General features: G+C 71.4%; 21 protein-coding genes and 1 tRNA gene. 12 read left to right on the top strand and 10 right to left on the bottom strand.

Going from position 1 to position 22,771, the window contains the following annotated elements:
* Positions 1-173: 173 nt before the first annotated feature.
* From B7P34_RS21680 to B7P34_RS21665, 4 genes are all read left to right on the top strand, one after another.
* The gene (locus B7P34_RS21680) at positions 174-1,793 is read left to right on the top strand and encodes a M4 family metallopeptidase (protein ID WP_223268085.1); all 1,620 of its coding nucleotides are present in this window, start codon (positions 174-176) and stop codon (positions 1,791-1,793) included.
* Between the two features lie 103 nt (positions 1,794-1,896).
* Positions 1,897-2,394: a hypothetical protein gene (locus B7P34_RS21675; protein WP_106678909.1), complete on the top strand. Its 498-nt coding sequence runs from the start codon at positions 1,897-1,899 to the stop codon at positions 2,392-2,394.
* Between the two features lie 127 nt (positions 2,395-2,521).
* Complete coding sequence (locus B7P34_RS21670) at positions 2,522-3,343, top strand: ABC transporter ATP-binding protein (protein ID WP_223268084.1); 822 nt, start codon at positions 2,522-2,524, stop codon at positions 3,341-3,343.
* Positions 3,344-3,414: 71 nt separating this feature from the next.
* On the top strand, positions 3,415-4,230 hold the full coding sequence (locus B7P34_RS21665) for an ABC transporter ATP-binding protein (RefSeq protein ID WP_106678905.1): 816 nt from the start codon (positions 3,415-3,417) through the stop codon (positions 4,228-4,230).
* Positions 4,231-4,351: 121 nt separating this feature from the next.
* Here the strand turns inward: B7P34_RS21665 and B7P34_RS21660 are convergent, their stop codons facing one another.
* From B7P34_RS21660 to B7P34_RS21630, 7 genes are all read right to left on the bottom strand, one after another.
* Complete coding sequence (locus B7P34_RS21660) at positions 4,352-5,578, bottom strand: MFS transporter (RefSeq protein WP_189382948.1); 1,227 nt, start codon at positions 5,576-5,578, stop codon at positions 4,352-4,354.
* Between the two features lie 90 nt (positions 5,579-5,668).
* Positions 5,669-5,926 (bottom strand): acyl carrier protein, encoded by a 258-nt coding sequence (locus B7P34_RS21655; protein ID WP_223268083.1) that lies wholly within the window; start codon positions 5,924-5,926, stop codon positions 5,669-5,671.
* Positions 5,927-5,931: 5 nt separating this feature from the next.
* Positions 5,932-6,963 carry a methyltransferase gene (locus B7P34_RS21650; protein ID WP_106678899.1) on the bottom strand — a complete coding sequence of 344 codons (1,032 nt, stop codon included), beginning with the start codon at positions 6,961-6,963 and terminating at the stop codon, positions 5,932-5,934.
* Between the two features lie 20 nt (positions 6,964-6,983).
* Positions 6,984-8,030, bottom strand: coding sequence for an NAD(P)H-dependent flavin oxidoreductase (locus B7P34_RS21645; RefSeq protein ID WP_106678897.1), 1,047 nt, complete (start codon positions 8,028-8,030; stop codon positions 6,984-6,986).
* Complete coding sequence (locus B7P34_RS21640; protein ID WP_106678895.1) at positions 8,027-8,977, bottom strand: hypothetical protein; 951 nt, start codon at positions 8,975-8,977, stop codon at positions 8,027-8,029. Before B7P34_RS21640 ends, B7P34_RS21645 begins: the two co-directional genes overlap by 4 nt.
* A gap of 159 nt (positions 8,978-9,136) precedes the next feature.
* The gene (locus tag B7P34_RS21635) at positions 9,137-10,033 is read right to left on the bottom strand and encodes a diiron oxygenase (RefSeq protein ID WP_223268082.1); all 897 of its coding nucleotides are present in this window, start codon (positions 10,031-10,033) and stop codon (positions 9,137-9,139) included.
* A gap of 198 nt (positions 10,034-10,231) precedes the next feature.
* Positions 10,232-10,948 (bottom strand): pentapeptide repeat-containing protein, encoded by a 717-nt coding sequence (locus B7P34_RS21630; RefSeq protein WP_106678933.1) that lies wholly within the window; start codon positions 10,946-10,948, stop codon positions 10,232-10,234.
* Positions 10,949-11,068: 120 nt separating this feature from the next.
* On the opposite strand from B7P34_RS21630, the gene B7P34_RS21625 reads away from it, so the two are divergent.
* The 3 genes from B7P34_RS21625 to B7P34_RS21615 all read left to right on the top strand — a co-directional run bounded on the left by B7P34_RS21625 (position 11,069) and on the right by B7P34_RS21615 (position 14,439).
* Complete coding sequence (locus B7P34_RS21625; RefSeq protein WP_106678891.1) at positions 11,069-12,073, top strand: zinc-binding dehydrogenase; 1,005 nt, start codon at positions 11,069-11,071, stop codon at positions 12,071-12,073.
* A 137-nt stretch (positions 12,074-12,210) separates the two neighbouring features.
* Positions 12,211-13,860, top strand: a complete 1,650-nt coding sequence (locus B7P34_RS21620; protein ID WP_106678889.1) for an MFS transporter — start codon at positions 12,211-12,213, stop codon at positions 13,858-13,860.
* Positions 13,861-13,944: 84 nt separating this feature from the next.
* On the top strand, positions 13,945-14,439 hold the full coding sequence (locus B7P34_RS21615) for a GNAT family N-acetyltransferase (RefSeq protein WP_106678887.1): 495 nt from the start codon (positions 13,945-13,947) through the stop codon (positions 14,437-14,439).
* A 44-nt stretch (positions 14,440-14,483) separates the two neighbouring features.
* Here the strand turns inward: B7P34_RS21615 and B7P34_RS21610 are convergent, their stop codons facing one another.
* Positions 14,484-15,629, bottom strand: a complete 1,146-nt coding sequence (locus B7P34_RS21610) for an aminopeptidase P family protein (RefSeq protein ID WP_106678885.1) — start codon at positions 15,627-15,629, stop codon at positions 14,484-14,486.
* A gap of 221 nt (positions 15,630-15,850) precedes the next feature.
* Here B7P34_RS21610 and B7P34_RS21605 point away from each other — a divergent pair, with 221 nt between their 5' ends.
* A complete protein-coding gene (locus B7P34_RS21605; RefSeq protein ID WP_106678883.1) occupies positions 15,851-18,022 on the top strand; it encodes an MMPL family transporter in 2,172 nt (723 codons plus the stop codon).
* 87 nt (positions 18,023-18,109) lie between these two features.
* On the opposite strand, the gene B7P34_RS21600 is transcribed toward B7P34_RS21605, so the two are convergent.
* Positions 18,110-18,182: transfer RNA gene (locus B7P34_RS21600), tRNA-Thr, on the bottom strand.
* 148 nt (positions 18,183-18,330) lie between these two features.
* Between B7P34_RS21600 and B7P34_RS21595 the strand changes: the two genes are divergently transcribed.
* From B7P34_RS21595 to B7P34_RS21580, 4 genes are all read left to right on the top strand, one after another.
* Positions 18,331-19,605 (top strand): RNA-guided endonuclease InsQ/TnpB family protein, encoded by a 1,275-nt coding sequence (locus tag B7P34_RS21595; protein WP_106678881.1) that lies wholly within the window; start codon positions 18,331-18,333, stop codon positions 19,603-19,605.
* A gap of 318 nt (positions 19,606-19,923) precedes the next feature.
* A complete protein-coding gene (locus B7P34_RS21590) occupies positions 19,924-21,057 on the top strand; it encodes an ABC transporter ATP-binding protein (protein WP_106678879.1) in 1,134 nt (377 codons plus the stop codon).
* Between the two features lie 228 nt (positions 21,058-21,285).
* Entirely contained in the window at positions 21,286-21,693 is a 408-nt protein-coding gene (locus B7P34_RS21585) for a hypothetical protein (RefSeq protein ID WP_106678877.1), read from the top strand.
* A gap of 72 nt (positions 21,694-21,765) precedes the next feature.
* Positions 21,766-22,491 (top strand): nucleotidyltransferase family protein, encoded by a 726-nt coding sequence (locus B7P34_RS21580; RefSeq protein ID WP_030367191.1) that lies wholly within the window; start codon positions 21,766-21,768, stop codon positions 22,489-22,491.
* Positions 22,492-22,568: 77 nt separating this feature from the next.
* On the opposite strand, the gene B7P34_RS36845 is transcribed toward B7P34_RS21580, so the two are convergent.
* On the bottom strand, positions 22,569-22,771 hold a 203-nt coding region (locus B7P34_RS36845; protein WP_223268081.1), incomplete at its 5' end, for a hypothetical protein.

The following is a 22,771-nucleotide window of genomic DNA, read 5'->3' as shown; positions in this document are numbered from 1 at the left end:
GGAGAACGACAGATCAAATCCTTGTTGCGCCCCTGTCAATGTCGGTCGGGGGATGGCACTCTCTCCTCAATCCACTCCTGCACCACTCCTGCACCACCGGGCAGCCGTAATCCGTGCTGCCCTAACCCCCCTCAAAGGGACGTGAGTTCACGGCCCGCACATAGGAGACAGAGTTGAGAAGCGTCACCTCCACCTCCCGCAAGAACACCCTGCGCGCCGCCGCGCTCGTCGCCTCCGCCGCCATGGTCGTCGTGGCCGTGCAGACCGGCTCCGCGAGCGCCACCCCCGACAAGGCGAGCGAGTCTTCGCCCCTCGCCGTCTCCGCAGGGCAGCGGGTCGCCGCGATCAAGGACGCGCAGTCCGCGGCTCCCTCCACCGCCGCGAAGCTCGGCCTCGGCGGCAAGGAGAAGCTCGTCGTCCGTGACGTGATCAAGGACGCGAACGGCACGGTCCACACCCGCTACGAGCGCACCTTCGACGGCCTGCCGGTGCTCGGCGGCGACCTCGTCGTGCACGAGGCGAAGGGCGGCAAGCGCAGCGTCGACAAGGCGACCGACGCCGAGATATCCGTGCCCAGCACCACCCCGGCCCAGGCCCCGGCCGCCGCGAAGAAGAGCGCGCTCAGCGCCGCCGCGGACGAGAAGACCGCCAAGGCCGACGCCGACCGGGCGCCGCGCAAGGTCATCTGGGCCGCCGAGGGCAAGCCCGTCCTCGCCTACGAGACCGTGGTCACGGGCGTCCAGAAGGACGGCACGCCCAGCAAGCTGCACGTGATCACCGACGCCAACACCGGCAAGAAGCTGTTCCAGCGCGAGGCCATCGAGACCGGCTCGGGCACCAGCACCTACAGCGGCACCGTCCAGCTCTCCACCACCAAGGGCGGCGACGGCTACCAGCTGCAGGACGGCGAGCGCGGCGGCCACAAGACCTACAACCTCTCCCAGGGCACCGACGGCACCGGCACCCTCTTCACCAACCCCACCGACACCTGGGGCGACGGCGACCAGAAGGCCGCCGTCGACGCCCACTACGGCGCGGCCGTGACCTGGGACTTCTACAAGAACGTGCTCGGCCGGACCGGCATCAAGAACGACGGCGTCGCCGCGTACTCCCGCGTCCACTACGGCGACGGCTACGTCAACGCCTTCTGGGACGACGAGTGCTTCTGCATGACCTACGGCGACGGCGAGGGCAACAAGAACCCGCTGACCTCGCTCGACGTGGCCGCGCACGAGATGAGCCACGGCGTCACCTCCGCCACGGCCGGCCTGAACTACAGCGGCGAGTCCGGCGGCCTCAACGAGGCCACCTCGGACATCTTCGGCACCGCCGCCGAGTTCTACGCCAACAACGCGACCGACAAGGGCGACTACCTCATCGGTGAGCAGATCAACATCAACGGCGACGGCACCCCGCTGCGCTACATGGACAAGCCCAGCAAGGACGGCGGGTCCAAGGACTACTGGTCCTCCTCGCTCGGCCGCCTGGACGTCCACTACTCCTCGGGCCCGGCCAACCACTTCTTCTACCTGCTGTCCGAGGGCAGCGGCGCGAAGACGGTCAACGGCGTGTCGTACGACAGCCCGACCTACAACAACGTCAAGGTCACCGGCATCGGCCGGGACAAGGCCACCAAGATCTGGTACAAGGCCCTGACCACGTACTTCACCTCCACCACCAACTACAAGGCGGCCCGCACCGGCACCCTGAAGGCCACCGCGGACCTCTACGGCTCCACCAGCGCCGAGTACAAGGCGGTCGCCGCCGCCTGGACCGGCATCAACGTGAAGTAACGATCAACCGCACATGAGTCCGGGGTGCCCCGCCGCCGACGCGGGGCACCCCGGACTCGTACGCGTTTACGTGTCCGGCCCGCCGCCGTGACACCATCGAGGCGTGATCGACCTCGGCTACTCGCTCTCGCGCCGCTTCCCCGACCCGCCGCAGACGGACTACCGCACCGCCGACGTGCGGGCCCTGCGGCACGACCTGTTCTGCGGGGACGTCTACATCGCCGACGTGAAGGCGGACCGCGAGCTGTCCACAGCCTGGGGATGGGTGCCGGTGCTCGACTTCGCGTGGGCGCTGTGCGACGTCATGGAGCAGATCGACCGCGACCCGCGGGGCAACCGCTCGGCGGCCACGCAGTTCGCCGAGCTCGACTTCACCGAGTCCACGGACTGCATGCTCTTCGAGCGGCGCTTCGGCTGGGTGGAGGTCTCCGCCGACTGGATGCCGGCCGACGAGCCCGCGCTCACCTTCGACCACCGCGCCCTGCGCCGCGAGGCCCGCGACTTCCTGCACGACCTGATCGCCGACCTGTGCGACATGCACGAGGGCCTCGCCGACAACCCCGTCATCTGGGACCTGCAGGCCCGCTTCCCGCGCGTGTGAGCCACCGCGGAGGCGCCGCGCGTCAGCCACATCACGCACGCACGTCGTCGTGTGCGGACCGGTTCCGGCATTAGGCTCGCCGCAGGCGTTTCCCCGCAACGAGCCCGCACGGAAGGGAAGTTAACCTGTGGCCACAGGTAGCGGAACCCAGGGCGGTGACGCCGGGGCGGTGCTCCGCCTCCGCGACGTCTCGGTCTCCCGGCGCTCCACCGGCGCGGAGCCCCTGGCCACGCTGTCCTGGACCGTGCGGGCCGGCGAGCACTGGGCGCTGCTCGGGCCCAACGGCGCGGGGAAGACCACGCTGCTGCGGCTCGCCGGGGCGGTGATGTTCCCGACCACCGGGACGGTGGACCTGCTGGGACACCGGCTGGGCACGGTCGACGTCAGGGAGCTGCGCGCCTTCGTCGGCCACGTCAGCCCGGCGCAGCGCGTACCGCCGCACTGCACCGCGCACACCGTGGTCCTGACCGGGGCCACGGGCACGGTGCAGCCCTTGTGGGACCGCTACGACGACGCGACGCGCGACCGCGCGACCGCGCTGCTGAAGGAGCTCGGCTGCGAGGCCCTGCTCGGACGCCGTTTCGGGGAGTGCTCGCAGGGCGAGCAGGCCCGCATCCGGATCGCGCGCGCCCTGCTGCCCGAGCCGCGGCTGCTGCTCCTGGACGAGCCGTTCTCGGGCCTCGACCTCCCCGCCCGGGAGGATCTGGTGGACTCGCTGGAGGACCTGGCCCGGTCCCGGCCGGAGCTGGCCACGGTGACGGTGAGCCACCATCTGGAGGAGTTGCCGTCGAGCGTGAGCCACGTGCTGCTGCTCAGGGACGGTCGTCCGCTGGCGCAGGGGCCGGTGGCCGGGACGCTCGGCAGCGCTGCGCTGTCCGCGTGCTTCGGACGGCCGATCGAGCTGGTCCGCAACGGTGCGCGCTGGCACGCGCGTACGACCCGTCCGTGAAGCGCGCGGCCCCGCGGGCCGCAGGGACGGGCCGTACGGGCCATGGGGAAGAGAGCGGGGCGAGGAGGACGATGGGCGGCGCGGCGCCGGAGACGACCGGGGAAGCGGTACTGCGGTTCGACAGGGTGAGCGTGCGCAGGCCACCCGCCGGGCACCTCGTGCTGCACGACGTGAGCTGGACCGTACGGGCGGGCGAGCACTGGGCCGTGCTCGGCCCGAACGGCGCGGGGAAGACCTCGGCCCTGCGGCTCGCCAGTGGCCTCGGCTTTCCCACGGAGGGCACGGTGGACGTGCTCGGCCGCCGCGTGGGGCGCGTCGACGTGCGCGAGCTGCGGGCCGTGGTGGGCTCGGTGGCGTCCGGCCACCGCCTGCCGGAGTCGCTGACCGCGCGCACCGCCGTACTGACAGGCCTGAGCGGCACCGCACAGCCGCTGTGGAAGATGTACGAGGACGCCGACCGCGCACGCGCGGGTGAGCTGCTGGACGAGCTGGGCTGCGCGGGGCTGGCGGACCGCGAGGTGGGGGTGTGTTCGGAGGGCGAGAAGGCCCGTATCCGGATCGCCCGGGCGCTGATCACCCGGCCGTCGCTGCTGCTGCTGGACGAGCCGTTCAACGCGCTGGACCTGCCCTCCCGGGAGGATCTGGTGGAGGCGCTGCACACGCTGGCGGAGCGGCAGCCGCACCTGGCGACGGTGACCGTCACCCATCACGTGGAGGAGCTGCCGCCTGCCGTGGATCACGCGCTGCTGCTGCGTGACGGGAGTGTCATGGCGGCCGGTGCGGTGGGCGACGTGCTCGACAGCGCCGCGCTGACGCGGTGTTTCGGCCGCCCCATCACGGTGGTCCGCCAGGGGCACCGCTGGGTGGCCACCTCGGCGAGGGGCTGACGGCCGGCCGTGACGCGGTCCGCGGCGGATGTCACTGCGGCACGTGTCACTGCGGCACGTGTCACTGCGGCACGTGTCACTGCGGCACGTGTCACTGCGGCACGTGTCACTGCGGCGGATGTCACCGCGGCGCGCTCCGCTCCGTGTCCCGTGCGGCGACCCCGTGCTCCGGCGCGCCCCGCCGCGCCCGCAGGAAGCACACCGTGATCGCCGCCCCGGCCACCGACAGCCCCGCCGACAGCACGAAGGACCACGCGTAGCCGAGCGCCCCCGCGACCGCCCCGCTGATGAACCCGGACACCATGATCCCCAGATCCCAGAAGGAGATCATGACGCCGACCGCCGCGCCCTGCTGCCCTCGCGGGGACCGGCCGACGATGACGGCGATCATGGCCGGATAGAGCAGGGCGACACCCGCGCCCGTGACCGCCGTGCCGAGCAGGGCACCGGTCTCGTCGGCCCAGCAGGCCAGGACCAGCAGTCCGCAGGCTTCGACGGCCGCGGCCACGACGAAGGCCGGGACGCCGCCGAGCCGGTCGACCATGGGGCTGCCGACGGCCCGGGTGATCAGGAAGGCGACGGCGAAGACCGCGAGCGCGGCCCGGCCGCCGCCGATGTCCTCGTGCCGGAGGTACAGGAGCAGGACGGTGCTGATCGCGCCGTACCCGTAGCTGGTGAGCAGGTAGGCGAGGCCGGGGAGCCGGGAGCCGCGCGGGAGGAGCGCGCCGGGGCCGGGCGCGGTGGGCGGCGGGGCCGCCGGGTTGCGCGTGGAGATCGCCAGGGCCATGCCGGCGAGCGGCAGGAGCGTGACGGCGGCCCAGACGGCGGAGTCGCCGCGCCAGGCGTGCAGCAGCCCGGCCAGGACGGGCCCGGCCGACAGGCCGCCCCACATGGACAGCCCGAACCAGCCGGCCACCCGCGCCCTGCGGCTGTCCGCGCTGCCGCGCATCACCCAGGAGATGGCCGACGTGAACAGGGTCCCTTCGCCCGCCCCGAGCAGGAGCCGCGCCGCCACCAGGACGGAAAGACCGGGCGCCCACAGGTGCCCGAGCCCGCCGAGCGCGCCGAAGACCGCGCCGAGCACGACGGTCCGGCGGGGCTGCCCGGCGTCCACGGCCCGCCCGGCGAAGGGCCGGCAGACGGCGGCGGCGAGCGAGGCGACGCCCACGACGGCGGCCACCGTCCAGGGAGCGGCGTGGAACCGGTCCTCGGTGAAGGACGGCAAGGTCTGCAGGGTCGAACCCAGGGAGAGGTAGCCGCAGAAGGCGGCCAGCCACAGGCGTACGACCGGGGCCCGTTGCGCCTGCCGGGCCTGTTGCGCCTCTTCGGCGGGGGTGGGGGCGGACACGGGCGGCTCCTCGCGGACCCGCAGGTCCGGGGTCGGGCACGGGCACTGGCGTTGGCACCGGCACCGGCACCGGCACCGGCACCGGCACGGTCAGGACGCGTCCGGCCCGTCCGGCGTGCCCGGCAGGAAGTTCTTCTCGATCGCTGCGAGCGTGCGGAACTGGCTCAGCTCCATCGTCTCCACCGCGAGGTCCCGTCCGGTCACGGATTCGAGGAGCATGATGAACTCCATGAAGCCGAGAGAGTCGATCAGCCGGTTCTCGATCAGATCGGCGTCGGGCGGGATCTCGCCCACGCCGGGGTTCTTCTCGGCGAGCCACGCACGGATGGAGTCCATTGGGTGTGCCATGCACTCTACTCCCTTCGGTCAGCGGGGTGTTGGTCTTCCGGGCCCTCCGCCTTCTCCGCGACGAGCACCGTCGACGCCCCCTGGGCCACCTGGTGAACGACGGGTTCGGTGAAGCCCGCGCTCCGCAGCAGCGCGGCGGCCTCGCCGACGGTGTAACTGCGCCCTCCGCCCCACAGGGTGAACGCGGACAGGTTGTGCAGCGTGGTGAACAGCGGCCGGGTGCGGGACTCGTCGAGGAAGTAGCCGTTCACGACGAGCTTGCCGCCCGGGCGCAGGGCCCGGTGCGCGCGCCGGACGATGGACTCGCCCGCCTCGCGGCTCTCCTGGTGCAGGATGTTGGACAGCACGACGGCGGAGACGTCCGTGCCGAAGGGATCGGTCAGATAGTCGCCGGCGGTCACGTCGATCCGGTCGGCCAGCCCCGCCTCGGCGACGGTGCGCTCGGCGAGCGGGAGGACGCTCGCCAGCTCCAGGATCCGCACGGAGACGTCCGGATGACGGCGGCACAGGGCGATGGCGTACGTGCCGGCACCGCCGCCGACGTCGGTGACCCGCGCCCCCGGAGGCAGGTCGGCGTGGTCCGCCACCTCGTCCGCGATCCTGCGGGCGTACTCGTGCATGCCGAGCACGAAGTCGGCCGTGTAGCGCGGGTCCTGCCACAGCCGGGCCTCGCGCTCTTCGGCCGGCCGCCCGGTGCGGACGACCTCGGTGAGGCCGTTCCAGGGCCGGGACCAGCGGCCCATGACGCGCACCCAGCGGGCCAGGCTCTCCGGGGAGTCCTCGCACAGCAGCCGCAGGGCGAGATCCGTGTCGGCGTACGCGTCCCCGTCCCTGGTGAGGAGCTTGAGGGCGACACCGGCGTTCAGCAGTCCCTCGGCGGCGAGCGGGTGGGCGCCGGTGCGCCTGGCCACCTCCTGCGCGGACAGCGGTTTCTCACTGAGGAGTTCGAAGACGTCGAGTTCGGACAGGGTGTAGAGCACCTGCGCCTGCCAGGCGCCCAGGGCCATCTGGGTGACGTGAGCGGCACCGAAATCCATCCGGGCTCCCTTCGCGGTCCTTACGGTCGGGGCTGGTCGTACGGCTTACGTTCGTCGCGTTCATCGCGGCCGTCGTACTGGTCGTACTGGTCGTACCGGCGGCGGAATTCCGCGACGATGGACGCCGCCGTGGCACCGCTGCGCACGCGGTCCACGGACTCCCCGCAGTACATGGCCATCTCCTCGACGCGCCCGGTGCAGTGCCGCGTGGGAGTGGCGGCGCTGTAGCGCGGTACGGGGTGGCGGCGGCCATGGTGTTCCGTCGTGGAGATGAAGGCCTCCGGCAGGCCGGGACCCGCCTCGGTCACGGAAGTGCGCAGCACGCGGTGGCGCCGGCCGGGCCACCCGACGCGGTAGAGACCGGTGACGACGGTCTCGGCGGAGCAGGCGCGCAGCACCCGTTCCTTGAACACCGGGTGCGCGTCGGACTCGGCGGCCGGCACGAACAGCGTGCCGCACAGGGCCCCGTCGGCGCCCCGCCGCCCGGCCGCGGCGAGGTCCCGCCCGTCGCCGATGCCGCCCGCCGTGACGAGCGGAAGGCCCGGGCGGGCGTGGCGGACCCCCTCCAGCAGGTCGTCCGCCTCCCGGTCACCGAGCAGGTGGCCTCCCGCCCTTCTGTTCTGCAGGACGACGACGTCGGCGCCCTGATCGGCCGCCCGGCCGGCGTCGGCCACGCTGCCCACCTGCACGACCACCGCGCGGCCCGCGGTGCGCCGCACGCGTCGCACGCGTCGCAGCAGTGCCGTGCAGCGCGGCCCGGGAAGGCCGAAGAAGGTGAGGAAAGCGTGGTCCGGCAGGGCACCGAGGGCGGCACTGAGCTGCTCCTCGGCCCGGGCGTCGCCGACGACCTCCGGAATGATGTTGATGCCGAACGCCCTGCCGGTGCGCCGCCGTACGGCTTCGACGAGCGCCGGGATGTGCTCGGGCCGTTCCTTGTACAGCGCCAGACAGCCTCCTGCCCCGGCTTCCGACACGGCTCCCGCCAGCTCGGGCCCCGCCACACCGCCCATGCCCGCCTGCAGCAGCGGGACATCGATGCCGAGGGCGTCACAGAGCCGCGCGCTCATTCCCGGCCCTCCGCGGCGCGGGTGCTCGGGACGGCGGCATCCGCATCGTCCATCGCGGCGGCACCCGCGTCGTCCATCGCGGCGACATCCACGTCGGCCATCGCGGCGGCCGCCTCCTCGACAGCCCTGCGGGCCCGGGCCAGATCGCCCGCGTGGAGGTCGGCGAGCACGTGCAGCCAGCGTTCCAGCCCGAACGCGGCGCAGCCGGTGAACGCCGGCCTGCCGTCGAAGGTGATGCCGCAGCGTTCCCCGAAGAAGTTGAGGTGACGGTTCGTCGAGGCCACGGCCGTGCCGTCGTGGTACGAGAACTCCTCCTTCACCGGCTCCAGCTCCTGGAAGAGCAGCCGCGCGTCCTGCCGGCGGAAGAACGGGTCGGACGCCCGTTCCCGTGCGAGCCCGAGGCCGAGGCGCCGGGAAAAGTCGTGGATCCGCCGCCGGAAGGCCGCGAGATGGCCGCGGACGTCCTCCGCACCCCCGATGCAGATCACTTCGCGCATGCGGAACGCGCCGAGCCGTCGCAGGCCGTGGTACTCCTCCTCGGCCCGGTGGCAGGTCGCCGCCGTGGTGACCCGCAGCGGGGCCGCCAGCTCCTCGCCGGACAGATGCAGATAGGCGCCGTAACAGGCCGCGGACGGCAGGGCATAGCCGGTGCCGGTGAGGTCGCCCGGCCGTACCGCCGTCACTTCGGGCTGCTCCGCGTAGGCGGCCCAGCGCTCGGAGTCGAGGCGGCCCACGACGGAGACCAGGTGGGGGAAGTTGCGGAAGTAGTCGAACCTGCTGAGGTCGGCCGCCGCCAGCAGCGGCGGGAAGTCCATGGCCTCGGCTCCGTCCCGTACGCCCCAGGAGGCGAAGACGGCGTCGAGGGTGTGCAGCAGTGCGGTGGCCTCATTCCCCAGGGTCGCCAGACCGTCCTTGACGACCCAGGGCGCGCCGGCCTTCGTGGTCACAGGCATGTCCTCCTCGGCCAGAGGTGGTGATGCGAGCGCAGGGTGCCCATGCGTACGCGCATTCCGGTGCGAGCGCGGGTCCGCATGCGTATGCGCATTCCGGTGCGAGCGCGCGTTCCGGCGCCCGCACCTTTCCGGCGCCCGCCTTTCCAGCAGGGGTCAGTGACCGGCGAGGATGCCGGTGCGCCGGAGAAAGGAGTTCGTCCTGCTCAGGACCCGCCGGTGCGCCTCCTGCCGGGCGGGGTCGGCGAGCAGCCGCTGACGCAGCGCGAAGCCGTCGGGAATATTCGCGTCGCGGTAGCAGGAGGGGTTGTAGAAGTTCTCGATGCTGGTTTCGGTGTACCGCTTGAGATACGCCCGCAGCTCGTCCAGCTGCTCGGCGGTCTTGTCCGATTCCTCCAGCGCGCGCCACAGCAGCTCCACGATCCTGCTGCCGCAGGCGATGTGCCGGGACTCGTCCTGGTGATGGACGCGGTTCACCGCGCGGATGGTCGGCGCGAGGCTCTCGTCCGCGGCCATCCGCATGTTGTAGTAGTCGACGATCTGCTCGAAGATGAGGATCCGCGCGAACACCAGGAAATCCGCCACCGCGGGATCGCTGCCGCCGCCCCCGGTCTCCTGTCCCAGGGTCAGGCTCCGGTCGGGGTAGATCTTCCCGCCGTAGCGGAGGCAGAAACGGGCGAAGAACCACATGTGCTCGTTCTCCTCACCGATGAAGTGGTGGAAGAACTCCGAGGTCGGCCCGAAACCCGGGCGGTGGATACGGCGGGTGACCTCGATCAGCAGCTCGCGGATCCCATGGACGTTGAGGCTGTAGAAGTTGACGCTCTCCCACCGGCTCAGCGCGTACAACTGCTCCTCGGAAAGGGAGGCCTCGTACGGCGTGCCGTGGACGGAGAGCAGGTCCGGCGACATCCACAGGCGGTCGGTCGGCAGGGATGCGGGCCAGTCGAAGGTCCGGTAGGGGTTGTAGTAGTCGGCGGCGGCTTTTTCCGACAGACGGTCCAGCAGTTCACGAAGCTCCGGAGTGTCCAGAGCTCGCGTGAGCACACTCACGGGATCTCCTTCTCGGTGATGTCCGGGGTTCGGCAGGGATTGAGAGGGGGGTCGACATGGGGGGGTGACAGGGGGCTCGGCACACCCGGCGAAGGCCGGTTCATGGGTGCCCGGCACCACGACGTTCTGCCAGAATCCCAACCTCCGCTTGATGGAGGCAACAGCTGTTTCCCGCCATTCGCGGCACGCCCGGGGACTTCACCCCTCCACAGGCGAACTCTCCACCCGCACACCTATCTGCGCGGCGAACGCCGGAGCGAGATCCAGGAGTTGGGACGGGCTGATCACCGCGCCCGCCAGGTGACCGACGCCGCGGGCGATGTCGAGCTGCGCCACCGTCCTCAGGTCCACGTCCGTCATCCGGGCCCCCGTGAAGTCCGCGCGGCGCAGCGTGCAGTCGCGGAAGACGACGCGCTCCAGCCGCGCCCCGCCGAAGTCGGCCTCGGAGAGGACGACTCCCTCGAAGGTGACGTCCTTCAGCGCCGCCCCGCGCAGGTTCAGATAGTCGATCTTGCCGCCGCGGACGACGACCCGCTCCAGCGCCGCGCCGTGCAGCTGCGTGCCGCCGAGCCGGGCGTCAAGGATCTCCACGTCCCGCAGGCCGGCCTTCGACAGGTCGGTGCCCACGCCGCGGACCCCGTCCAGCACGCAGTCCGTGAACCGGGCCGCCACCAGCTCCGTCTCGTCCAGCGCGCAGCGGTACAGCCCGCAGTCCAGGAAGCGGGCCCCTATGCCCGACTGCCCAGCGAAGCCGGCGTCCGTGAACGCGAGGCCGTCGTAGTCGCCCTCGGGCTCCAGCTCCGCGCCGTCGTGGGGCCGCAGCGGGGGCAGCCGCACCTCCGGGACCTTCACCTCCGGGAACGCCGCACCCGTCCGCTTCCCGCCGCGAGCGGTCTTCCCGCCGTGAGTCGTCATGCCGTCCACGGTGACACAGGGCACTGACAACGGCGCTTGACCTCGATCTTGGTCGAGGTTGAAGACTCAAGGGCATCAACAGCGCGACACGCGCCCCGCAGAACGCCCTGGAGACCACCCATGCACGCCGTACGACTGCACGCCTTCGGCCCCGCCGAGAACCTCGTCCACGAGCACGTCGAAGACCCCGTCCCCGGCCCCGGCCAGGTCCGGATAGCCGTCGCCGCCGCCGGCGTGCACCTCCTCGACACCGCCCTGCGCTCCGGCTACAGCAGCGCGATCCACACCGCCGCCGAGCTGCCCACCATCCCCGGCCGCGAGGTCGCCGGCACGGTCGACGCCCTCGGCGAAGGAGTCGACCCGAGCCGGCTCGGCCGGCGCGTCGTCGCCCACCTCGGCATGGTCCCCGGCGGCTACGCCGAGCTCGCCGTCACCGCCGCCGAGAAGGTCCACGAGCTGCCCGACGGGCTCGGCGAGGCCGAGGCCATCGCCATGGTCGGCACCGGCCGCACCACGCTCGCCATCCTCAGCTTCACCGAGCTGAGCAGCAAGGACGTCGTCGTGGTGACCTCCGCCGCCGGCGGCATCGGCGCGCTCCTCGTGCAGTACGCCAAGAACGCGGGCGCCACCGTCCTCGGCCTCGCCGGCGGCCCCGTCAAGGCCGCACGCGTGCGCGCCCTGGGCGCCGACGTCGCCCTCGACTACAACGACCCCGCCTGGCCGGACGCCGCCCGCGAGGCCCTCGGCGGACGGGCCGCCACCGTCGTCTTCGACGGAGTCGGCGGCGAGGCCGCCCGCAACGCCGTCGGCCTGCTCGGCCCCGGCGGCAGCCACCTGGTCTTCGGCTGGTCCGCCGACGGCGTGACCGAGGGCCCGTCGTTCACCCTCAGCGAGGAGGAGCTCGCCGAGCGCGGCATCACCTCCCGCAACGTCCTCGGCGCCCCCATGATGGAGCGCGTCGGCGGCCCCGAAGGAATGCGCCGCCTGGAGGCCGCGGCCCTCGCCGACGCCGCCGCGGGCCGCGTCACCCCGCTGGTCACCCGCTTCCCGCTCGCCGAGGCCGCCGAAGCCCACCGGGCCCTCGAAACCCGGAAGACCGTCGGCAAGGTGGTGCTCATCCCGTAACCGTCCCGCCGAGCCCGTCCCATAACCCCGTAGCACCCGTCCCGTAAAAGGAGCCCCGCGTTCGACAGGCGTCCCTCACCCGATCGGCCTACTCTGGAGTGCGGATCTCCGCACGTACGGCCGTGAGAGCAGGTCCCATGAGTTCAACGGGTTCCACGGGTTCCTCGGACACAGGCTCCATACCGATATCCCCTTCCGCACCCGACCCCCGCCGCTGGTGGGCCCTGGTCGTCATCGCGATCGCCCAGCTGATGGTCGTCCTCGACGCCACCATCGTGAACATCGCCCTGCCGTCCGCACAGCGCGCCCTCCACATGTCGGACGGCAACCGGCAGTGGGTCATCACCGCCTACACCCTGGCCTTCGGCGGCCTGCTGCTGCTCGGCGGCAGGATCGCCGACCTGGCCGGCCGCAAACGCACCTTCATGACCGGCCTCGTCGGCTTCGCCGCCGCCTCCGCGCTCGGCGGCGCCGCCCACACCTCCGGCCTGCTGTTCATGGCCCGCGCCCTGCAAGGCGCCTTCGCCGCACTCCTGGCCCCCTCCGCGCTCTCCCTGCTGACCACCACCTTCACCGTCGGCAAGGAACGCGCGAAGGCCTTCGGCATCTACGGCGCCATCGCGGGCGGCGGCGCCGCGATCGGACTGATCGCGGGCGGCCTGCTCACCGAGTACCTCGACTGGCGCTGGTGCCTCTACGTGAACGTGCCCATCGCCCTGGCCGCCCTGCTCGGCGCCGGAGCCTTCCTCCACGACGACCGGCGCCGCCGCGGCGAACGCCCCCGCCTCGACATCCGCGGCGTCCTCCTCGGCTGCGGCGGCCTCGTCGCAATCGTCTACGCCTGCAGCGAGGCCGAACCGCGCGGCTGGAGCGACCCCCTCGTCCTCGGCCTGCTGTGCGGCGGCGTGGCGCTCCTGGCCGCCTTCGCCTGGTGGCAGGGCCGCGCGCCGAGCCCGCTGCTCCCCCTGCAGATCGTCCGCGACCGCAACCGCAGCGGGGCGTTCCTGACGATGGGCCTGGCCGTCATCGCCATGTTCGGCATGTTCCTGTTCATGACCTACTACCTGCAGGTCGTCCTCGGCTACTCCCCCGTGAAGACCGGCCTCGCGTTCCTCCCCATGACCGCGGCCATCGTCGTCGGCTCCACCCAGATCTCCGCCCGCCTGCTGAACCACGTGCCCCCGCGGGCGCTCATGGTGCCCGGCGCCGTCCTCGCCGCCGGCGGGCTGTTCCTGCTCACCTTCCTGCCCGTCGAGCCCGCCTACGCCAGCCACGTCCTGCCCGCCGAGCTCCTCGTCGGCCTCGGCATGGGCCTGATCTTCATGCCCGTCATGGCCACCGCCACCGCAGGCGTCGCCCCGCAGGACGCCGGCGTCACCTCCGCCACGGTCAACACCGCGCAGCAGGTGGGCGGCTCCATCGGCACCGCCCTCCTCAACACCATCGCCACGTCCACCAGCGCCGCCTTCATCACCGCGCACCTCAAGACCGCCGCCGCCACCGCAGCCGCGACCGGTGGCGCCCTGACCCCCGCCGCCCGCGACACGGTCGTCAAGACCGGCGTCGTCCACGGCTTCCACGTCGCGATCGCCTGGGGCTCGGGCATCATGCTCCTCGCCGGACTCGTCGGCGGCATCCTGGTCACGGCCGGACCGCCCGAGCACGCGAGCCCGCTCGGGGACATCGAAGCGGGCACGCCCGGAGCAGGCACGCCCGGAGCGGAGGCCGCCGAGGCCGAGGAGCGGCACCACATGCGCGCCCACGAGCCGGAGGACGGCCCCCCGTGACCGTCGCACCCCTGCCTGCCGCCTGCCGCCTCCCGCCGTAAAAATCGCTGGCCACGCCCCGCCCCCGACCCCATCCTGAGCCCCATGAAGATCGAGATCAGGGACGCCCGCGACACCGACTGGCCCGCCGTCTGGCCCCTCGTCCGCGACACCGCCGCCGCGGGCCTCACCTACACCTTCCCGCGCGACCTCGACGAGGACACCGGCCGCGCCATGTGGATGCTCGACGCCCCCGGCCGCACGGTCGTCGCCACCGACGAAGAGGGCACCGTCCTGGCCACCGCCAAGATGAACCCGAACCACATGGGCCCCGCCTCCCACATCGCCGGTGCGAGCTTCATGGTCCGCCCCGAGGCCGCCGGCCTCGGCATCGGCCGGGCCCTCGGCGAGCACGTCATCGCCTGGGCCCGCGAGCAGGGATACCGCGCCATCCAGTTCAACGCCGTCGTCGAGACCAACACCCGCGCCGTAGCCCTCTGGAAATCCCTCGGATTCCGCATCATCGGCACCCTGCCCGAGGCCTACCAGCTCCCCGACGGCACGTACACCGGCCTGCACATCATGTACCTGCAGCTGTAAGCAGCCGGATCAGGAGTAAACCACCGAGGCGGAACCGGTGGCCGCTAGGCCACCACCCGCATCCCGTGCGCCGTATTGTTCAACCGCCGCCCACCCGACTCCGTGCACACCACGATGTCCTCGATCCGCACGCCGAAACGCCCCGGAAGGTAAATCCCCGGCTCGATCGAGAAACACATCCCCGGCACCAGCGGCAGGTGTTCACCCTCCACCAGATACGGCGGCTCGTGCGTCGTCACACCGATACCGTGCCCCGTACGGTGAATGAAGTATTCCCCGAAGCCCGCCGCCCGGATCACCTGCCGCGCCACCCGGTCGACCTCCTGGCACGCCACACCCGGCCGCACCGCCTCGAACGCCGCCTGCTGCGCCTCGCGCACCACGTCGTGCACCTTGCGCTCCTCGGCCGTCGGCGTCCCCACGTGCACCGTGCGCGTCGTATCCGAGCCGTAGCCGTCCTTCAGGCCGCCGAAGTCCATGACGACCATGTCGCCCAGCTCGATGACCCGCTCCCCCGCCTCGTGATGCGGATTGGCACCGTTCGGACCCGATCCGACAATCGTGAAATCCACCCGGCTGTGGCCGTGTTCAAGCAGCAGACGCGCCAGGTCGGCCGCCACCTCCCGCTCCTGACGCCCCTCGAACTGCAACCCCGACACGTCCTCGTACGCGGCGTCCGCCGCCGCGCCCGCGGCCGCGAGCCGCTCCACCTCGTAGGCGTCCTTCACCGCCCGCAGCATCGGCATGACCTCGGAGAACGCTCCGTACGCCACCTCCGGGCAGGCCCGTTGCAGGCCCAGCAGGTGCAGCGCCCAGGCGTTGTCCGAAACGCCGTAGCGGCTCCTCGGCCCGAGCAGCGGGGCCAGCGCCGCGTACGGATCCTGGCCGTCGCTCCAGCCGGTGACCGACAACGACCGGGCCGCCGGGGCGCGTTCGGCGTCGGGCCGCTCCAGGGCGGGGACCAGCAGCCGCGGCCGCTCCCCGGGCGCGATCAGCAGGACGGTCAACCGCTCGGTGGGCGGCGGGCGGTAGCCCGTGAGCCACTCCAAGTCGGGGCCCGGTGTGACGATCAGACCGGCCAGACCGGCGTCGGCGGCCTCGACGGCGGCGCGCTGCAGGCGGTCGGCATAGGCCGGCCCGCCCGCGGGTCCACCGGGCGGGTTCGGGGCGGGGGCGGCGGCATCGCTCATGAGGGCAGCGTAATCCTGACGAAGGCGCCCGGCGCCGCGTTTCTCTACCTCTCGGGTGACACTCCCTCATCCGGCCGGATGAGAGCTACCCCGACCCAGGGCCGATTTCCCGGCGATTCCGTTGTGGAGGCAATTCGGGCCTGTCTAGCGTGTTCATGCCTGCCTGCCGTCCATCCACCTGAAGCGACAGCGGGAATCACCTAGCTAGGAGCACCCCAAGCATGTTCCGACGAGTCGGGCGGTTCGCCGTCCACCGACCATGGCTCACCATCGCCGGCTGGATCGTCGCCGCAGTGGCCCTCGTCCTGCTGGCACCGGGGCTGAAGTCCACCACCGATGAAACGGAATTCCTTCCTTCACATTATGAATCCGTGCAGGCGGGCAAACTCCAGGAAAAGGCCTTCCCCAAGACCGAACAACCCTCCGCCATCGTCGTCTTCCAGCGCTCCGACGGCGGAAAACTCACCGACGCCGACCGCGCCGACGTCGCCAAGGTCACCCGCGGCCTGGACGACAAGCACCGCAAGGGCGTCGCCCGCATCGTGACCACCCCGCAGGCCGTCTCCCCCAACGGCGAGATCGCCCTCGCCAACATCGTCGCGACCGACAGGAACTCCCAGGACGGCACCCTGCCCAAGGCCGTCAAGGACCTCCGCGAGGACGCCAAGGGCCTCCTCGACGGCACCCACCTCAAAGCCGGCTTCACCGGCCAGGCCGCCACCAACCTCGACGCCCAGGAATCCTCCGGCGACACCGACGCGATGATCATGTCGGCCACGCTCCTCCTGATCATCATCCTGCTGCTGGTCATCTTCCGCAGCCCGCTGATAGCGCTGATGCCCGTCCTCATCATCGCCCTCGTCTTCGCCGTCGCCCTCGGACTCATCGGCACCGCCGCCCACCTCGGCGGACTCAAGGCCGACAACTCCATCTCCGCGATCCTCATCGTCGTCCTCTTCGGCGTCGGCACCGACTACATCCTCTTCCTCCTCTTCCGCTACCGCGAAGAACTGCGCGCCGGACAGCAGCCCAAGGAGGCCCTCACCAACGCCGTCGCCCGCGTCGGCGAGACCATCGCCTCCGCCGCCGGCGCCGTCATCGTCGCCTTCCTCGCCCTCCTGCTCTCCACCATGGGCATGATGCGCGCGATGGGCCCCTCGCTCGCCATCGCCGTCGGCGTGACCCTCGTCGCCGCCCTCACCCTCGTGCCGGCCGTCTTCTCCCTCCTCGGCACCAAGGCCTTCTGGCCCTCCAAGGCCTGGAAGAAGCGCCCCCGCAACCGCGTCGCCAACGGCCTCGGCTCGCTCGTCGCCCGCCGCCCCGCCGCCATCGCCGCGCTCTCCGCCGCCGTCCTGGCCGCCCTCGCCGTCGGCGCCCTCAGCTTCAAGGCCCAGTTCGACACCGACAGCCAGCTGCCGCAGAAGCTGGAATCCGTCCAGGCCATGAAGGACCTGCAGCGCGGCTTCTCCGCCGGCCAGTCCGACCCCGCCATGGTCTACGTCGAATCCCGCGGCGGGGCCCTCGACAAGGGCGCCCTCGGCACGTACAAGAAGGAGCTCGCCGGGATCGACGGCGTCGGCGGCGTCTCCGACCCGGTCATCAGCCCCGACGGCACCGTCGCCCAGTACAGCGTCGTCCTCAAGTACCGCCCCACCGAGGACAAGGCCATCGAGCTCGCGGGCGGCGCCCTCCGCGACAGCGCCCACAAGGCCGCGCCCGACGGCGCCAAGGCCTACGTCGGCGGCACCTCCGCCGTCCTCGCCGACGTCGAGAAGGCCGTCAACCACGACTACAAGCTCGTGTTCCCCATCGCCGGCCTCGCGATCATGGTCATCCTGGGCCTGCTGCTCCGCAGCCTCGTCGCCCCGCTCTACCTGATGATCGCCGTCGCCCTCGGCTTCGGCGCCACGCTCGGCTCCACCGTCTGGCTCTTCCAGGACCTCCAGCACAAGAACGGCCTGCTGTTCATGCTGCCGGTCATCGTCTACCTCTTCGTCGTCGCCATCGGCACCGACTACAACATCCTCATGGTCGCCCGCCTGCGCGAGGAGGTCCGGCGCGGCGTCCCCGCCCGCGAGGCCGTCCGCACCGCCGTCGCCCGCTCGGCCCCCACCATCGCCTCCGCCGCGATCATCCTCGCCGGCACCTTCGGCGTCCTTCTGCTGGCCGACAACTCGATGCTCCAGCAGATGGGCTTCGCCGTCGCCTTCGGCATACTGCTCACGGCCTTCGTGATGGCCATGCTCCTCGTCCCGACGGTCACGTCCCTCCTGGGCCACAAGGCCTGGTGGCCGGGCCACCAGGACGCTCCGCGGGCCGAACCGGCGACCGGACCGTTCCCGGCCCAGGGCCAGGGCCGCCACCGCGCGGCGGAGGAGGAGATCCACAGCTGAGGCGCTAGCCGTACGCGAACGCAAAGAGCAATGGCCCTCCGTGATCTTTCACGGAGGGCCATTGGTGCGCTGAGCTGCGCTTTCTTGAGCCGCCTGTCGGAATCGAACCGACGACCTACGCATTACAAGGGCGTTGCTCTACCAACTGAGCTAAGGCGGCCTGACGTGCGCGGACACCGCCCACGAACGCGGCACCACTCTACACAGCGGCCCGTTCCACCAGCCACAGGCTTGTTGCCGGTGACCTTTTCGAATGGGAGTCGTTGAGACTGGTGTGCTGGTCCGATCGCCAGCGCAGGGGAGGGGTGATGAAGGGCCGAACGAAGGAAGCGGGGACGCGCGAACGTACGTACCGTTACCGCTTCTACCCGACCGCAGCCCAGGCCGAGCAGCTCGCCAAGACCTTCGGTGCGTGCCGGTGGGTCTACAACCAGGGCCTTGAGCTACGGAACAGCAGCTGGGAGCAGCACCGGGTCTCGATCGGCTACACGGAGACGTGCCGGGCACTGACCGGCTGGCGGCGGGCCGAGGAGACGTCGTGGTTACGGGAGGTGTCGTCGGCGGTTCTGCAGCAGTCGTTACGGCATCTGGACAAGGCCTTCTCGCGGTTCTTCCGGGGTGGGGCGTGTCGCCCGAAGCGGAAGAAGAAGGGGCAGGCGAAGGACTCTGCGACCTACGTACGGACGGGTTTCCGGTGGTTCGAGGACCCAGAACGGCCCGGCACCGGGCTGTTCCACCTCGCCAAGCACGCCGAGCCGCTGGACCTGCGCTGGTCACGCCCCCTGCCCGCCGGGGCGCTTCCGGTCAAGGTGACAGTGACCCGGGACCGGGCAGGGCGCTACTTCCTCCTCGTCCTGGTGGAGGAGCGCATAGCCGCCTTGCCTCCGGCAGTGACACCCGCCGTAAAAGCCGTTGGCCTGGATCTGGGCATCACCCACCTGGTCACGCTCGACGACGGCACCAAGACCGACCATCCGCGTCTCCTTCGCCGCTACCGGGCGCGGCTGGCGACGCTGCAAAGGCAGTTGCACCGCAAGAAGAGGGGTTCCAGCAACAGGAACAAGGCCCGGCTCGCGATCGCCCGGCTGTATGCGCGCATCAGCGACATCCGCAAGGACATGCTCGACCAGCTCACCACCCGCCTCGTGCGCGAGAACCAAGTGCTCGTGGTGGAGGACCTGGACATCGCGGGCATGAAGCGTGATCGGCCCGGTATGCAGGCCCGTCGAAAGGCCCGGCTCAATGAAGCCATCTCGGATGCCGGGTGGAGCGAACTGCTGCGGCAGCTCACCTACAAGGCGGAGTGGTACGGCCGCACGCTCGTCGTCGTGGACCGTCACTTCCCGTCCACCCGGCGTTGCTCCGCCTGCCACACCCTCAGCGGGCCGAAGGAGCTGTCCGTACGGGTATGGACCTGTGCCTTGTGCGGCACGGAGCGTGATCGGGACGTGAACGCGGCGATCAATCTCCGCGAGGAGGGGCTGCGGCTGTACGAGCTGGTGGTGAGGGCGCTGCCAACGGGGAAGACGCTGCCCTCAGTGATCCGGGCTGCCGATTTCGCGGAATACGCGGCGGCAGGATAGGCAAACGATGCAGCACGGACCGACGGGCCGTCGGCCGTAAAGCCTGTGGAGTCCGCGCAGGACCAGTCGGTGGTCCCCTTCGAGGGACCCCTGCGGGCAGGGAGACCTGCCTGTTGCTGGCAGCGGGCGCAATCCGTCCACGGGACGGCGGAGGCAGGAAGCTCTCACCAGAGCAGCGGCCAAAAGAGAGGTGCTCTGCCAGTGACAGAAGACCCTCCCCCGGGTACCGTCACCCCCAACCCGGTCCAAATGGACTGGACCACTCCCTCTACAACGGATCGTCCGGCACGTTCCTGCCGGTGAAGGGACCGCATCACCATGGCCACGGTCACGTACGACAAAGCCACCCGGATCTACCCGGGGGCCGACAAGCCCGCCGTCGATCAGCTCGACATCGCCATCGAGGACGGTGAGTTCCTCGTCCTGGTCGGCCCGTCCGGGTGCGGGAAGTCCACCTCGCTGCGGATGCTCGCGGGGCTGGAGGACGTCAACGGCGGATCGATCAGGATCGGGGACCGGGACGTCACCCATCTGCCGCCGAAGGACCGGGACATCGCCATGGTGTTCCAGAACTACGCGCTCTACCCGCACATGACCGTCGCCGACAACATGGGCTTCGCACTGAAGATCGCGGGCGTGCCCAAGTCGGAGATCCGCCAGAAGGTGGAGGACGCGGCGAAGATCCTGGACCTCACCGAGTACCTGGGGCGCAAGCCGAAGGCGCTCTCGGGCGGTCAGCGGCAGCGCGTGGCGATGGGGCGGGCGATCGTGCGCGAGCCGCAGGTGTTCCTGATGGACGAGCCGCTGTCGAACCTCGACGCGAAGCTGCGCGTGCAGACGCGCACGCAGATCGCCGGGCTGCAGCGCCGGCTCGGCATCACCACGGTGTACGTCACGCACGACCAGGTCGAGGCCATGACGATGGGCGACCGCGTGGCCGTCCTCAAGGACGGGCTGCTGCAGCAGGTCGACACGCCGCGGAACATGTACGACCGGCCGGCGAACCTGTTCGTCGCCGGGTTCATCGGCTCGCCGGCCATGAACCTGGTCGAGGTGCCGGTGACGGACGGCGGCGTGAAGTTCGGCAACAGCGTCGTCCCGGTGTCGCGCGAGGCGCTCGCGGGCACCGGCAAGGGTGACCGTACGGTCACGGTGGGTGTTCGCCCGGAGCACTTCGACGTGGTCGAACAGAACGGCGAGGCGGCCAGGTCGCTCGGCAAGGAGTCGAAGGACGCGCCGGCGGGTCTCGCCGTCACCGTCAACGTCGTGGAGGAGCTCGGCGCCGACGGATACGTGTACGGCACGGCCGAGGTCGGCGGCGAGCGGAAGGACCTCGTCGTCCGCGTCAACGGCCGTAACGTGCCCGAGAAGGGCTCCATCCTGCACGTCGTCCCGCGCCCGGGTGAGCTGCACGTCTTCTCGACCTCCTCCGGCGAGCGCCTGAGCGACTGACGCCGGCGCCGGGCCCGCCGCCCGGTCGAAACCTCCGCCCCCGTGCTACCAAAAGGCCGGGGGCGGGGTGTTTTTCGGGTCGAAGCAGCACCGGTTGCCGTTTTCCCCGGCAGACCGCCCTTTTCGAGTGCCGTGCGTCAACTCGGCGACACGTCGCACCCCCTGACGTATCCCTCGACCGGGTGACTAGATGTCGCGGCGTCATTACCCCTCGCTACCATCTGCGGCATGAACCAGGCCGCCCGCCACATCGGCAGAACCCTTGCCTTCGTACTCCCCGTCGTTCTCGTCCTTTCGGGAACCCTCGCGGTGACCCGCGTCCCGTGGGCCGCGCCTGCCGATTCGCAGGTGCTCACCGCGTCGTCCAACACCGCCTCCACCCAGGCCCGGGGCCTCGCCCCGCATGAGGTGCTGCGCGACAAGCTGCTGACCGAGATGCAGGAGAAGAACCCGGGCGTCGCCCTCACTCACCTGCAGCAGGCCGTCAACGGCCGCCCCTCGCTGGCCCGGCACTGCGTCGAGATCGCGCGCAGCATCGGTCGCGCGGCGGTCGCGAGGTACGGCCCCAAGCAGGCCCAGAGTTACGCCCGGCCCGTCTGCGACACCTCGTACGCCTCCGGCGTCCAGGCCCGCTGACCGCCGCCGGGGGGCACGGCTGCCGCGGCACCACCGGTCCGCCCGCGGACGGCACCGCATATCGTGCGGGGCATGACCGGCACGCACGCGTATCCGTACCCCACCCAAGCCGTGATCCTGGCCGGCGGCCAGGGGTCGCGGCTGCGCCCGTACACCGACGACCGACCGAAGCCGATGGTCGAGATCCCCGGCACCGGGACCCCGATCATCGGCCATCAACTGGCCTGGCTGGCCGCCGAGGGCGTCACTGACGCCGTGGTCTCGTGCGGCCATCTGGCCGAAGTCCTGCAGGACTGGCTCGTGTCGGCCGAACTGCCGCTGCGGGTGACCACCGTCGTCGAGAAGGAGCCGCTCGGCCGGGGCGGCGGCCTGAAGTTCGCGGCGGCCTCGCTGCCCCACCCCGACCGGCCCTGGTACGCCACCAACGGCGACATCTGGACCCGCTTCTCGCTGCGCGAGATGGCCGCCTTCCACCACGAGCGTGACGCGGCGGCCACGCTGGCTCTGGCCCGGCCCCGGATCCCCTGGGGGGCCGTCGAGACCGACGAGTTCGGGCACGTGCTGGACTTCATCGAGTCCCCGCCCTCTCCGTATCTGATCAATGCGGGCGTCTACGTGTTCTCCGCCGCCTTCACGGACCTGCTGCCGGAGCGCGGGGACCACGAGCGCACGACGTTTCCCCGGCTGGCGCGCGAGCGGCGGCTCGCGGGCTATCCGCTGCCGCACGGCGCGTACTGGCGGGCCATCGACACGGCGAAGGATCTGACCGAGGCGGCCAAGGAGCTGGCCGGCGCGTAGGACTGCGGAACGGCCCCGCACCCGGAAGGGTGCGGGGCCGTTCGAGCGAGCGGGGCCGTTCGGGCAGGCGGGGGTGATCAGCCCAGGAGGCCGCCGAGCGCGCCCGTGCTGCCGCCGGACGAGCCGCCGGAGGACGAGCCGCCGCCGGTGCTGCTCGACGTGCTGCCCGCGCCGCTGGAGGCCGACGAGCCGCCCGAGGGGCTGCGCGGCGCGGCCGGCGGGGCCTGGTGCCGTGGCGTCTGCGGGGCGGGGTGGACGCCCTGGCTGGCGCCGGGGCGGC

It is taken from the genome of Streptosporangium nondiastaticum, from assembly GCF_003011965.1.
Taxonomy (GTDB): domain Bacteria; phylum Actinomycetota; class Actinomycetes; order Streptomycetales; family Streptomycetaceae; genus Streptomyces; species Streptomyces nondiastaticus.
Note: the sequence above shows the minus strand (reverse complement) of the source record. Positions and strands in the feature narration are given on the sequence as shown.